Source organism: Kribbella koreensis (genome assembly GCF_039525325.1).
Lineage (GTDB): Bacteria > Actinomycetota > Actinomycetes > Propionibacteriales > Kribbellaceae > Kribbella > Kribbella koreensis.
The window spans coordinates 41,260-53,286 of sequence record NZ_BAAAHK010000027.1 but is presented as its reverse complement, the minus strand read 5'-3'; the positions used below and the strand labels follow the sequence as shown (position 1 = coordinate 53,286).

The following is a 12,027-nucleotide window of genomic DNA, read 5'->3' as shown; positions in this document are numbered from 1 at the left end:
GATGAAAGAACGCTCACTACTCCGGATCGCCGTCGCCGGTGGACCCGTGGAGATCGCGCTGCCGGAGAGCCCGGCGACGGGCTACCGCTGGCATCTCGACCACGACCCGTCCGAAGTGGTGGTTGTGGGCACGACGTACCAGCCGGTCCCTGATCAGCAAGGCTTGGCCGGCGGAGGTGGAACGAGGACCTTCCAGCTGGAAGTCCTCACCCGGCACAGCATCACGCTGGACTTCTACCTCCGCCGGTCACCAGCCTCCGAGCCCCTCGAGCACCAACCTGTCGAGCTAGCGTTTTAGCCGCCAGGGCAGTTCGGGCCGTCGATCAGGAGTGAACTTGTACGCCTCGGCAACCGCGACCGCCTCGGCGAGACCCGTCGCCAGGGCTTCCGGCAGGTGAGCGTCGCTGCCGAAGGTGACGCGCTCACCGCCTTCCTCTGGCCACCACTTGAGGATCGTCGGGTGCAAGGGGATCCGGGTGTTGATCTCCAGGGCGCGCTCACCATCGGCCAGCGACCGCAGCGCCTGCCTCAGCTCGTCTTCGAAGTCTTCCGGTGCGAAGGGCTTGGCGGTGTCGGGCCAGGAGCGGATGGGGTAGTCGATGTGGGCGAACACCTCGAAGAGCTCCGAGCCGGCGACCATCCGGGGGATGTCGGCGAGGTACTCGCGGAAGACCTCGTCGGCAGGACGATGCGGATAGAGCTCCCACGGCTCGGCGTACACATCGCCGTCGAGCAGGCAGTGCAACGACCCGAGCAATCGGTCGAAGGTGCCTTGGGCAAGCAGTTTCCTGAGCTCCGCATCGTGCAGATGCGGCTGCCCGATCTCCATCCCACTGAGGATCCGCAGCTCCGGGTACTTCGCCCTGCACCTCTCGATCGACTCCAGATACCCCTTGGCGTCGAGCTCGGCGGCACGCAGGATGCCGTCGGTGACGAGCTCGGGCACCTTCTCCACGAGGAAGCCGGCCCGGAACGGCGTGTAGTCGACGTGCTCGGTGAAGGCGACCGAGGGGACGCCGAGATCGACGGCTCGCGCGCAGGTGAGGTCCATCGATCCCTGGTCGGCGTCCCAGGAGTACTCGGTGTGCACATGTCCGTCGCCTGGTAGCTGCATCTCGCCTCAGTCCAGAAGTTTGGTCAGCAGGGCGCCGAGCTTCCGCTGCTCAGCGAGGGTCAGCTTGCTGGTCAGCGGGGTCAGGGCGGCGCCGATCTCCGCGGTCAGCGTCGGCGCGAGGCGGTGACCGGCCGGGCTGAGGCTGACGCGGACGGCTCTGGCGTCGTCCTCGCTGGTGGTCCGCAGTACCAGGTCGCGTTTGACCGCGCGGTCGATCAGGCCGCTCACCGACGAGCGGTCGAGGCCCAGGTAGGCGGCGAGTTCGGCGATCTTCGGCTCGTGGTCGCGGAGGATCGCGAGCACCCGCAACTGGGTCAGCGACAGGTCGTGCGCGGCCGCCGCCTGGCTCAGCACCGCCATCACGGTGAAGGAGGTCTGTACCAGGCGATCCAGTGCTTCGGGGTCGGCGTCCATGCCGGAAGTCTAGCTTGCAATAGGTTGGATTGCCATCTACTTTAGATGGTATTACCACCTATTCTCGGGAGTTGTCATGCGTGCTGCGGTCGTCACTTCGTTCGGTACTCCGCCGTCCTGCCAGGACTTTCCGGATCCTGTCGCAGGGGCGCCGGAGGAGGTAGTGGCCGAGGTGGTCGCGGCGGGGTTGCATCCGCGGGTGCGGTCGCAGGCGGCGGGGTCGCACTACACGAGCTCCGCCGACCTTCCGTTGGTGCCGGGCATCGACGGGGTCGGGCGGTTTCCGGACGGCACCTTGCGGTACTTCGTACTGCCCGACACGACGCTGGGCGCGATGGCTGAGCGGACACTGGTCGACGTACGGCGGAGTGTCGTGCTGCCGGCGGGGACTGATCCGGTGGTGATCGCGGCCGCGATGAATCCGGCGATGTCGTCGTGGGTCGCGTTGCGGCGGCGGGCCGGTTTCGAAGCGGGGCAGAGCGTTCTGGTGCTTGGGGCGACTGGCAATGCGGGGCGATTGGCCGTCGAGATCGCCAAGCATCTCGGTGCGGGTCGGGTGATCGCGGCCGGGCGTCGTGCTGATCGGCTTGCGGCGCTCTCGGGTGCCGATGTGACGGCTTCGCTGGGTGAGGTCGGGGAGGTGGCGGCGGACGTCGATGTCGTCATCGACTACCTCTGGGGCGAGCCGACCGCCGATGCGATGCGAGCCATCGTGACGGGTCGCCGTGACAAGGATCGGCCGTTGACCTGGATCGAGGTGGGTTCGATCGCCGGGCCGACTGCGGCTCTTCCGTCGGCGGCTCTGCGTGCTGCGCGGTTGCAGATCGTCGGGAGTGGGCAAGGGTCCGTGCCGACGCGGGACATCTTGGCAGAACTGCCGGCGCTCGCCGAGGTGATCACGGCGGGGGCGCTACAGATCGACCCGCGGCCGGTGCCGTTGGCCGAGGTCGAGACAGCCTGGAAGGAGCTCGACTCCGAGCAGCGGCTCGTCATCACGCCCTAACGTTTGGGTCATGCAGCTCACCGACCACCAGCGTTCGCTCCTCGCGCAACTGGCAGACCTGGCGATCCCGCGTGATGGTTATCCTTCGGCCGCCGACACTGGCGCTGTCGCCTTCATCGAGGGCGTGCTCGAGCAAGACCGCCCCGACTGGCGGTCACGCGTCGACCGCGCCCTGAATGCGGTCGCCACAGCTCGGCCTCCCGTCCTCGGGGCTGCTCCGGCCGGTGATCGGCTGGAGCGCATGCTCGCCGACCCTGACGTTGCGTGGCTGGTTCGGCTGCTGGCGCAGGGGTACTACTCCTCGCCGGTGAGCTGGCCGATGGTTGGGTGGCGGCCCGATGCGGGCGGTGACTGGGAGGCGACGGAGACGGAGCTTGCGGTGACGCCGTGGGCGGCGCTCGCTGATCGGTACGACTGTGTGGTCATCGGGTCCGGAGCCGGTGGGGGTACTGCGGCGCAGGTGATCGCGGAGTCGGGGCGGTCGGTGCTTGTGGTGGAGACGGGGAGCTATCCGTCGACCGCCGGGTTGGCTTCGGATCACCTTCGCAATCCCCGTTCGGGGGCAGGGCTTCCGGCGCCGACTGATCCTGACCCGATGGGGCGGCCGCGGGTGTCGGTTGTCGACGGCACGGCGAGGGTGGTGCTGCCGCCTGATGGTGGCTGGGGGAACAACGCCTTCACGGTCGGTGGCGGTACGAGGGTGTACGGCGCGCAGGCCTGGCGGTTCGTGCCGCTCGACTTCGGGATGGCCGGCGCGTACGGCGTACCGGAAGGAAGCGGGTTGGCCGATTGGCCGATCACGTACGCCGAACTCGAGCCGTACTACAGCCTGGCCGAGCAGCGTTTCGGCGTGAGTGGTGGCGGGGTGGATCCGTGGCACGACGCGCGGTCGGTTCCGTTGCCGATGCCGCCCTTGCCGCGAACCGAGCCGGCGCGACTGCTGGCTGCCGCGGCGGATCGGTTGGGGTGGGGGACTCTCGACGTACCGCTGCTGATCAACTCGGTGGAGTATCAGGGGCGGCCGGGATGTGCGCGCTGTGGGCAGTGTGTTGGATTCGCCTGCCCGGTCGAGGCCAAGTCGGGTACCCACAACACCGCGCTGCCGGCCGCGTTGGCGACCGGGCTGTGCACACTCGTCACGGAGACGACGGCCTCGCGCCTGGTGACCGGCGGCGGGGGCAGCGTCACCGGCGTCGAACTGGTTGCCATCGACAACGGTCGTGTCTGGCGGCGTACGGTGGACTGCGCTGAGGTCGTCGTCGCGGCGGGCGCCACCGAGACTCCGCGGCTGTTGCTCAACAGCGGGATCGGCAACGAGCACGACCAGGTCGGCCGCTATCTCCAGGCCCATGTCTACGCGGGTGCGATCGGCCTGTTCGACGACGAGGTGTCCGATCTGATCGGCCCAGGAGTGTCGATCGCGACCTGCGACTTCCGCCACGGCAACGACGGCATCATCGGCGGCGGCATGCTCGCCGACGAGTTCGTACCGACGCCCGCCGCGTCGTACGACTATCTGACGTCCGCAGGCCTCATCCCGCGCACGGGCCTCGACGGCAAACAAGCGATGCGCCACGAATCCCGCCGGATGATGCGCGTCGTCGGCCCGATCCAGGAGGTCACCTCACCCGACTCCAGAGTCCGGCTCGACCCTTCGGTCACCGACCGCTTCGGCCTCCCCGTCGCCCGGATCAGCGGCTCGATCCACCCCGAAGATCTCCGCACCCAAGCGTTCATGAGCGCGAAGGCCCGCGACTGGCTCCTCGAGGCCAGCGCCACCCGTACCGCCGTCTCCGCCCTCACCACCCGCAACCAAGCCAGCGTCGGCCAGCACCAAGCCGGCAGCTGCCGAATGGGCACCGACCCCACCCACTCCGTCACCGACCCCGACGGCCGCGTGTGGGGACACGAGAACGTGTACGTCGCCGACGCGTCCCTTCACGTCACGAACGGCGGCGTCAACCCGGTTCTCACAGTCCTGGCCAATGCCTTGAGAATCGCCGACCACCTGACGAAGGCCTAGGCGTTGGTGAGGGCCGAGTGTTTGCCGGTGGTGAGGGATTGGCCTCGGTCGATCATCTGCTCGGCGATCTTGTCGACCGCGGTGGAGAAGGCCGGCGCGTTGTCGGGGTCCCAGTCTTCGAGGCGGGCGAGGATCCAGACTCGGTAGGCGCCGACGAAGCGCTGGAAGAGTTCTAGGCCGGGTTGGGTGAAGCGGTAGTGGCCCAGGGTTTCGGAGAGATAGCCGTCGGCGACCAGCTGGGCAGCCAGGGGTTCGAAGACGCCTGGTGGGACCTTGAGGTCGCCGGTGATTTCCTGCAGGGTGGCGGATCCGCTCTCGGCGCCGCCCCGGAAGACGCGCATGATCATCCAGGCCTGGGCGATCGAGAGCGGGATGCCGGACTCGGCCAGGACCTCGGGGCCGGGGTTGCGTTTGTGGTTCTGGACGACCAGGGCGAAGAGTTTCTGCAGCTCGTGCTCGGAGTCGAAGGACGCGGGTGCGGCGAAGCTGTCGCCGACGCCGGAGTTGCCGCCGGCGGCGACCCGGGCGGTGTCGCGGAGCGGGACCTCCTTCAGGAGCAGGGCAACGAGGAAGCCGACCACGGCAACCGGTACCGCCGCCAGGAACACCACGTGCAACGCGTCGGCGTACGCCGCGGTGATCGGTTCGCGCGCTGCCTCAGGCAACTGCCGCAAACCCTCGACCGACGCGGCCGCCCGAGGATCGACGCCTGCAGGAATTGCCCCGGCCAGCTTGTCGGGCAGCGTCGATGCGTAGAAGGACCCGAAGACGGCGACGCCGAAGGAGCTACCCATCGTCCGTAGGAAGCTCACCCCCGAGGTGGCCACCCCGAGATCCGCGTAGTCGACCGTGCTCTGGACGACAACCGTCGGCACCGGCATACAGAGACCGACCCCAAGGCCCAGTACGACCATGAAGCCCGCCGTGGTCAGGTACGCCGTGTGGTTGGTCATCAGCGACAGCAGGTAGAGCCCGCCCGCGATCAGCACCGTCCCGACGATCGGGAAGATCCGGTACCGCCCGGTCTTGCTGATGATCGTGCCGACCCCGATCGACGCGACCAGCAACCCGAGCACCAGCGGCAGCATCTGCAGCCCGGAGTCGGTCGCCGAGGCGCCGTGCACGTACTGCAGGTACGTCGGCAGGAACGTGACTCCACCCAGCATCGCGAACCCGATGATGAAGCTCAGCAACGCACAAACCGAGAACACCCCGGACTTGAACAACCGCATCGGCAGCAACGGCTCGGCCGCCCGCAGCTCGACCAGAATGAAGAGTCCGAGCGCGATCAGCGACCCGACCGTCATCGCGATGATGGTCGGCGACAGCCAGTCGTACTCGTTCCCGCCCCAGGTCGTGACGAGGGTCAGCCCGGTCGCGCCCAGCCCGATCAGCAGAATGCCCAGGTAGTCGATCGCCGGTTTCACCGCGGCCTTGACCGACGGCAGCGTGATGGCCGCGACGATCAGCACGATGACGCCCAGCGGCAGGTTCACATAGAACGCCCAGCGCCAGCTCAGCTGGTCGACGAACAGCCCGCCGAGCAGCGGCCCGGCGACCGTGGAGACACCGAAGACCGAACCGATGAAGCCCTGGTACTTCCCTCGCTCGCTCAACGGCACGACGTCCGCGATCACCGCCGTCGCGGTCACCATCAGCCCGCCGGCGCCGAGCCCCTGGATCGCCCGCGACCCGACCAGCCAGAGCATGTCGTTCGCCATCCCGCAGAGCGCGGACCCGGCCAGGAACAGCACCACGCTGATCAGGAACATCCGTTTGCGCCCGTACAGGTCGCCGAACTTGCCGACCAGCGCCGTCATGATGGTCTCGGCCAGCAGGTACGCCGTCACCACCCAGGACAGGTGGTTGGCGCCGCCGAGATCGCTGACGATGGTCGGCAACGCGGTCGCGACGATCGTCTGATCGAGGGCCGCGAGCAGCATTCCGAGCATGATCGCGACCACCACGGCGTTCTGGGTGGCTTTTCCGACGGGCTGGGCCTCGGTCTCCATGAGCTGAATGTAGCGACTCAGGCACGGAGTGCTACCACGGAATCACCGCGATCGGGTCTCGGAATCTCCGGCCCGTACGATGGGCAGGTGCCATCGACACTGCCCGAGGGGGAGGTTGCGCCCCGGGACGGGTCGCTGCCGGAGCCCGCGCTCCGCGAGGCTGCCACCAGGCCTTTCGGGTTCTACCTGCACGTCCCGTTCTGCGCCGCGCGCTGCGGATACTGCGATTTCAACACCTACACCGCCAAGGAGCTCGGCGGCGGTGGTTCGCAGGCGTCGTACGCCGAAACCGCGGTGGCCGAGGTCCGGCTGGCGCGCAAGGTGCTCGGTGACCTCGACCGGCCGGTCGACACGATCTTCTTCGGCGGCGGTACGCCGACCCTGCTGCCGGCCGAGGATCTGGGGCGCATGCTGGCCGCCGTGCGGGACGAGTTCGGGCTGGCCCCCGGCGCCGAGGTGACGACCGAGGCGAATCCCGAGTCCGTGGATCCGGCGTACCTGGCCGCGATCCGCGAGGCCGGCTTCAACCGTGTCTCCTTCGGCATGCAGAGCGCCACACCGCACGTGCTCCAGATCCTCGACCGCAAGCACACGCCCGGCCGCGCGCTCGAAGCGGCCAAAGAGGCGACCGCCGCCGGGTTCGAGCACGTCAACCTCGACCTGATCTACGGCACGCCGGGCGAATCCCTCGAGGACTGGCGCAGGTCGCTGGAGTCCGCGCTGTCCGCCGAGCCCGACCATGTGAGCGCCTACGCGCTGATCGTCGAGGACGGCACCCAACTCGCCCGCCGGGTACGCCGCGGCGAGCTGCCGATGCCCGACGACGACGATCTCGCCGACAAGTACGTGCTGGCCGACGACCTGCTGACAAACGCCGGCCTCGGCTGGTACGAGGTCTCCAACTGGGCCCGTACGCCGGAAGCCCGCTGCCGCCACAACGAGCTCTACTGGCGAGGCGACACCTGGTGGGGGATCGGCCCCGGCGCCCACAGCCACGTCGGCGGGGTCCGCTGGTGGAACGTCAAGCACCCCACCGCGTACGCCGAGCGGCTCGCGGCCGGCGACAGCCCGGCGTACGCGCGGGAGACCCTGGACGCCGAGACGCGCCGGGTCGAGCGGGTGCTGCTCGAGATCCGGCTGGCCGACGGGCTGCCGCTGGACGTCCTCGACGAGGCCGGCCGCAACGCCGTGAAGGATGCGGTGGGCAACGATCTGCTGACCGAGCGGAACGGCCGGCTGATGCTCACGCGCCGTGGTCGGTTACTGGCCGACGCCGTCGTCCGTGACTTGCTGCCGTGATCCGGAACTGACAGGGAAAAGCCAGGAAAAACAGCGATCCGTCACCGGCGTGGTTCGCTCAGTGACATTTGTGGCGGGTATGTACTGACCAATGCCGGGTCATGTCTCAGCGTAACGATGTGGTCCTTGACACAGTCAGTTGAAACGCTCGAAACTCAATCCACTTTCCCTCACCGAAAGCGCTCTCAACCCGTCCTCTGTAACAGGGAGCATTTCCCATGCGGCCCAGTGCCCGCCAACGCAGCGCCGTAGTGGCCCTCGCCTGCAGCCTCACCCTGCTCGCGTCCGCCTGCGGCGGCAGCGACCAGCAGTCCTCCTCGGCCTCCGGCTCCGGCGACGACGGCCCGAAGATCGAACTGACCATCGCGACGTTCAACGAGTTCGGTTACGACGACCTGTACGCCGAGTACGAGGCCGAGCACCCGAACATCAAGATCACCCCGCGCAAGGCCAAGACGGTCGACGAGCACATCAAGAACCTCGACACCAACCTGGCCGCCGGTTCCGGGCTGGCCGACATCGAGGCGATGGAGATCGGCTGGATCTACAACTACCTGGCCAAGGCCGACAAGTTCGTCGACCTGCGCGACTACGGCGCCAACGACCTCGGCGACCGCTGGCTGGACTGGAAGGTCGCCGGCGCGACCACCAGCGACGGCAAGATCATCGGCTACGGCACCGACATCGGCCCGGAGGCGATCTGCTACCGCAAGGACCTGTTCGCCAAGGCCGGCCTGCCGACCGACCGGGCCCAGGTCGCCAAGCTGTTCCCGGACTGGGACTCGTACTTCGCCACCGGCCGCAGGTTCAAGGCCAAGGTGCCGGGCTCGGCCTGGTACGACTCCTCGGTGCTGGCCTGGGAGGCGATGCGCAACCAGCTGATCGAGGCCTACTACTCCAACAACGACCGGTACCTGGGGGACGAGAACCCGCTGCTGAAGCAGACCTGGGACCAGATCGTCGAGGGCTACCAGGACGGCCTGTCGGCCAAGCTGCCGGCCTGGAGCGACTCCTGGACGAAGGCCTTCCGCAGCGACGCGTTCGCGACGATGGCCTGCCCGGGCTGGCTGCTCGGCGTGATCCAGGACAACGCCGGGACGTTCGGCAAGGGCAAGTGGGACGTGGCCGACGTGTTCCCCGGCGGTGGTGGCAACTGGGGCGGTTCGTACCTGACCATCCCGAAGCAGTCGGGCAACCCGGCCGAGGCGGCCAAGCTGGCCGCCTGGCTGACCGCGCCGGAGCAGCAGATCAAGGTCTTCAAGAAGATCGGCTCGTTCCCGTCCACCGTCGACGCCTACGAGGCGCCGCAGGTGAAGAGCCAGGTGAATGCCTACTTCAACAACGCGCCGACCGGCAAGATCTTCATCGACCGGGCCAAGAGCGTGATCCTCAAACAGCACAAGGGCCCGCGCGAGGGCGAGGTCAACACGGTCTTCACCGACGCGCTGGCCCGGGTCGACGAGGGCAAGCAGAAACCCGACGACGCCTGGAAGCAGGCCCTGCGCGACGCGGAGAAGGCGGCCAACACCCGCAAGAACGGTTAGCCGCTCGGCAGACCAGCCCCGGCCCGTACGGCGGTGTTTCCGGCAGCCAGCCCCGATTGGTACTACGGTGGCAAAGGTCAGAATCAGCCGGGGAGGTCCGTAGTCGATGCAGGGTGGTCTGGGCAGTGGATCTCCGACGCTGGAGCAGGTGGCTGCGCTGGCCGGAGTCTCGCGCGCGACCGTCTCGCGGGTGGTGAACGGCTCACCGAAGGTACTGCCGGAGACGGTGGCCGCGGTCGAGCGCGCGATCGGTGAGCTCGGCTACGTGCCGAACCGGGCGGCCCGCGCGCTGGTGACGCGCCGGACGGACTCGGTCGCGCTGGTCGTGCCCGAGCCGGACAGCCGGGTGTTCTCGGACCCGTTCTTCGCCGGCATCCTGCGCGGGATCAGCATGACGCTGGCGCCGACCTCGTCGCAGCTCGTCCTGCTGATCGAGCCCGCCGAGGGTGACGACCAGCGGTTGCTGCGGTACCTGCGCGGCGGACACGTGGACGGCGCGATCATCGTCAGCCACCACGGTCGCGACAACGTGCTGCAGGAGCTGGCCCAACTGCCGCTGCCGATCGTGTTCAGCGCGCGGCCGCTCGGCGTCGAAGTACCGGTCGCCAGTGTCGACGTCGACAACGTCGCCGGGGCCCGGACCGCGGTCGAGTATCTGCTGTCGAAGGGGCGCCGCAAGCTCGGTACGGTCGCAGGTCCGCTCGACATGACGGCCGGCCTCGACCGGCTCACCGGCTATCAGGAGGCCATGAAGGAGGCGGGGATCGAGCAGGCCGTTGCCTATGGCGACTTCACCGCCGACGGTGGCGAGCAGGCGACGTTGCGGCTGCTCGACCAGCATCCGGACCTCGACGGGATCTTCGTCGCCAACGATCTGATGGCGACGGCGACGCTGCGGGTACTGTCCCATCTCGGCAAGCGGGTGCCGGAGGATGTCGCGGTGGTCGGCTTCGACGACTCCGTGGTGGCGACGACGACCACGCCGATGCTGACCACAGTGCGCCAGCCGGTCGAGAAGCTCGGCGCGAGGCTGGCCGAGATGCTGCTGGCCAAGCTCGCCGGCGCCGACCTGACCAGCCCGGAGATCTACGACACCGAGCTGATCATCCGCGGATCTGCCTGACCTCCCTTTGCTTTGTCCTTGGTCTCAGGGTGGGTCGTTCTGGAACTGGAACTGCACTCGGATCGAGCCGTCGAGTGGTACGACGAGAGTCGTGTCGGACGCACTCCATTGCTGCGGGACCAGGAACAGCCGGTTCTGGCCGACCACGAGCAGCCGCAACCCGCGGTACCGGTAGTTGAAGGTCTGCTCGGTGCCGGCCGTGCGGAGCGAGGTCTCCTCGATGCCGGGTGAGCGCAGCTGCAGGCGTTCCTTGGTGTCGAGGATGACGACGGGGAACTGCTTGAGGTCCTCGGCGTCCGACTTGGCCAGGCCGCGTCCGGAGTACTGCGCCGTCGTGGCTGTCGCCCAGAACGCGCAGATGGTGGTGACGACGGCGAGCAGTCCGAGCAGCATGTACTGCGGGGTGAGGCCGGCCGCTTTGCCGCCGTAGTACGAAAGGTAGGCGAGGGTTGCCGCTGACAGACCGATTACGGCCGGTACCACCAGGGCGTAGTACGGGATGTGGCCGAGTAGGGGATAGCCGATCAGGCCGACGACGCCGAGGAGCAGGAGGGCGATCGTGACGATCTTGGCGCGCCGGATGGTCGTGGCGGTCGGCTGGATCGCGTTGTGCAGCAGGAGTCCGGCGACGGCGAGCAGGGTGACGCCGAGCAGGGGGACGAGCAACGGCTGGGGGCTGCGCATCACGTAGTCCTGGGTGCGCAGGCCGATCGTGTCGACGTCGATCCCGAAGTACTCGTACTGCGCGCGAGCCGACACGTAGCCGAAGTAGAAGAGCAACCCGCTGATCAGCGTCACCGGCGCGACGATGCGGGTCGCGAAGGTCACCCAGCGCTCGAGCTGGGACTGGTCGTCAGCCACTCGGCGGGCCCGGGGTGAAGGAGATCTGGCTGCCCGGCACCTGACCTTGGAGCGACGCGCAGTCGGCCTCGGTCGCGCACTCGGCCGATGCCGACAGGATCAGCTGGACGGCGTTGCCGCTGCCGATCTGCCGGACGCCGACGAAGCAGGGCTTGAAGGTGTTCGACTGCCAGACCAGGTCGGTGCCGCACGGTGGCGACTTGTCACCGCAGCCGGTCTGGTCCAGTTCGAAGACACCGCCCGGTTCGAGGTGCGGCGAGCCGACCTTGACCGTCGTACCGTCCGGGATCGGGTTGCGGCCGAGCCAGTTGACCTCGGCGCACTGATAGCCGTTCTCGGTGCTCTCGACGTTGCCGCCGATCGGCGCCGAGGCGATCTCGATCGACGGTTTCTGCTGGCTGGGCTGGCTGCTCTCGGGTCCGGTGGGCTCGGTCGGTGGCTCGCTGGCGGCCGGACTGTCCGTGTCGATGGTGATCGGGTCGCCGCTCGAATCGTTGCCACCGCAGCCGATCAGCAGCGGTAGCAGGCAGAACGTCGCGAGCGCACGCGCAAGGGTCATCGCGACCACCCCCATAGTCGGCCCCTGTCATCAGCATGCGCGTTCGGGCAGGTCCCGACAACAGTTCGGCGCTCA

11 protein-coding genes are annotated in these 12,027 nt (G+C 68.2%); 6 read left to right on the top strand and 5 right to left on the bottom strand.

Annotation, left to right across the window (positions count from 1 at the left end; genetic code table 11):
- Position 1 precedes the first annotated feature (1 nt).
- Positions 2–298 carry a protease inhibitor I42 family protein gene (locus ABD116_RS41130; protein WP_343984060.1) on the top strand — a complete coding sequence of 99 codons (297 nt, stop codon included), beginning with the start codon at positions 2–4 and terminating at the stop codon, positions 296–298.
- Here ABD116_RS41130 and ABD116_RS41125 read toward each other — a convergent pair.
- Both ABD116_RS41125 and ABD116_RS41120 read right to left on the bottom strand, forming a co-directional pair.
- Positions 287–1,114 carry a PHP domain-containing protein gene (locus tag ABD116_RS41125; RefSeq protein ID WP_343984058.1) on the bottom strand — a complete coding sequence of 276 codons (828 nt, stop codon included), beginning with the start codon at positions 1,112–1,114 and terminating at the stop codon, positions 287–289. The genes ABD116_RS41130 and ABD116_RS41125 overlap by 12 nt on opposite strands.
- A 6-nt stretch (positions 1,115–1,120) precedes the next feature.
- Complete coding sequence (locus ABD116_RS41120; RefSeq protein WP_343984056.1) at positions 1,121–1,528, bottom strand: MarR family winged helix-turn-helix transcriptional regulator; 408 nt, start codon at positions 1,526–1,528, stop codon at positions 1,121–1,123.
- A 76-nt stretch (positions 1,529–1,604) separates the two neighbouring features.
- Here ABD116_RS41120 and ABD116_RS41115 point away from each other — a divergent pair, with 76 nt between their 5' ends.
- Positions 1,605–2,531, top strand: coding sequence for a zinc-binding alcohol dehydrogenase family protein (locus ABD116_RS41115; protein WP_343984054.1), 927 nt, complete (start codon positions 1,605–1,607; stop codon positions 2,529–2,531).
- A 10-nt stretch (positions 2,532–2,541) separates the two neighbouring features.
- Positions 2,542–4,554, top strand: coding sequence for a GMC oxidoreductase (locus tag ABD116_RS41110; RefSeq protein ID WP_343984052.1), 2,013 nt, complete (start codon positions 2,542–2,544; stop codon positions 4,552–4,554).
- Here ABD116_RS41110 and ABD116_RS41105 read toward each other — a convergent pair.
- Positions 4,551–6,566: an MDR family MFS transporter gene (locus tag ABD116_RS41105; protein WP_343984050.1), complete on the bottom strand. Its 2,016-nt coding sequence runs from the start codon at positions 6,564–6,566 to the stop codon at positions 4,551–4,553. The genes ABD116_RS41110 and ABD116_RS41105 overlap by 4 nt on opposite strands.
- 87 nt (positions 6,567–6,653) lie before the next feature.
- Here ABD116_RS41105 and hemW point away from each other — a divergent pair, with 87 nt between their 5' ends.
- From hemW to ABD116_RS41090, 3 genes are all read left to right on the top strand, one after another.
- Positions 6,654–7,865 carry a radical SAM family heme chaperone HemW gene (hemW, locus tag ABD116_RS41100; protein WP_343984048.1) on the top strand — a complete coding sequence of 404 codons (1,212 nt, stop codon included), beginning with the start codon at positions 6,654–6,656 and terminating at the stop codon, positions 7,863–7,865.
- Between the two features lie 218 nt (positions 7,866–8,083).
- Complete coding sequence (locus tag ABD116_RS41095) at positions 8,084–9,409, top strand: ABC transporter substrate-binding protein (protein WP_343984046.1); 1,326 nt, start codon at positions 8,084–8,086, stop codon at positions 9,407–9,409.
- A gap of 106 nt (positions 9,410–9,515) precedes the next feature.
- Complete coding sequence (locus tag ABD116_RS41090) at positions 9,516–10,532, top strand: LacI family DNA-binding transcriptional regulator (protein ID WP_343984044.1); 1,017 nt, start codon at positions 9,516–9,518, stop codon at positions 10,530–10,532.
- A gap of 24 nt (positions 10,533–10,556) precedes the next feature.
- Here ABD116_RS41090 and ABD116_RS41085 read toward each other — a convergent pair whose 3' ends face one another.
- Both ABD116_RS41085 and ABD116_RS41080 read right to left on the bottom strand, forming a co-directional pair.
- Positions 10,557–11,393: a hypothetical protein gene (locus ABD116_RS41085; protein WP_343984042.1), complete on the bottom strand. Its 837-nt coding sequence runs from the start codon at positions 11,391–11,393 to the stop codon at positions 10,557–10,559.
- A complete protein-coding gene (locus tag ABD116_RS41080) occupies positions 11,386–11,952 on the bottom strand; it encodes a hypothetical protein (protein WP_343984040.1) in 567 nt (188 codons plus the stop codon). Before ABD116_RS41080 ends, ABD116_RS41085 begins: the two co-directional genes overlap by 8 nt.
- Positions 11,953–12,027: the final 75 nt, after the last annotated feature.

Bases quoted from the DNA above. Each gene is read 5' to 3' on its own strand.
- ABD116_RS41130 (WP_343984060.1), top strand. From the start codon at position 2: ATGAAAGAACGCTCACTACTCCGGATCGCCGTCGCCGGTGGACCCGTG.
- ABD116_RS41125 (WP_343984058.1), bottom strand. From the start codon at position 1,114: ATGCAGCTACCAGGCGACGGACATGTGCACACCGAGTACTCCTGGGAC.
- ABD116_RS41120 (WP_343984056.1), bottom strand. From the start codon at position 1,528: ATGGACGCCGACCCCGAAGCACTGGATCGCCTGGTACAGACCTCCTTC.
- ABD116_RS41115 (WP_343984054.1), top strand. From the start codon at position 1,605: ATGCGTGCTGCGGTCGTCACTTCGTTCGGTACTCCGCCGTCCTGCCAG.
- ABD116_RS41110 (WP_343984052.1), top strand. From the start codon at position 2,542: ATGCAGCTCACCGACCACCAGCGTTCGCTCCTCGCGCAACTGGCAGAC.
- ABD116_RS41105 (WP_343984050.1), bottom strand. From the start codon at position 6,566: ATGGAGACCGAGGCCCAGCCCGTCGGAAAAGCCACCCAGAACGCCGTG.
- ABD116_RS41095 (WP_343984046.1), top strand. From the start codon at position 8,084: ATGCGGCCCAGTGCCCGCCAACGCAGCGCCGTAGTGGCCCTCGCCTGC.
- ABD116_RS41090 (WP_343984044.1), top strand. From the start codon at position 9,516: ATGCAGGGTGGTCTGGGCAGTGGATCTCCGACGCTGGAGCAGGTGGCT.
- ABD116_RS41080 (WP_343984040.1), bottom strand. From the start codon at position 11,952: ATGACCCTTGCGCGTGCGCTCGCGACGTTCTGCCTGCTACCGCTGCTG.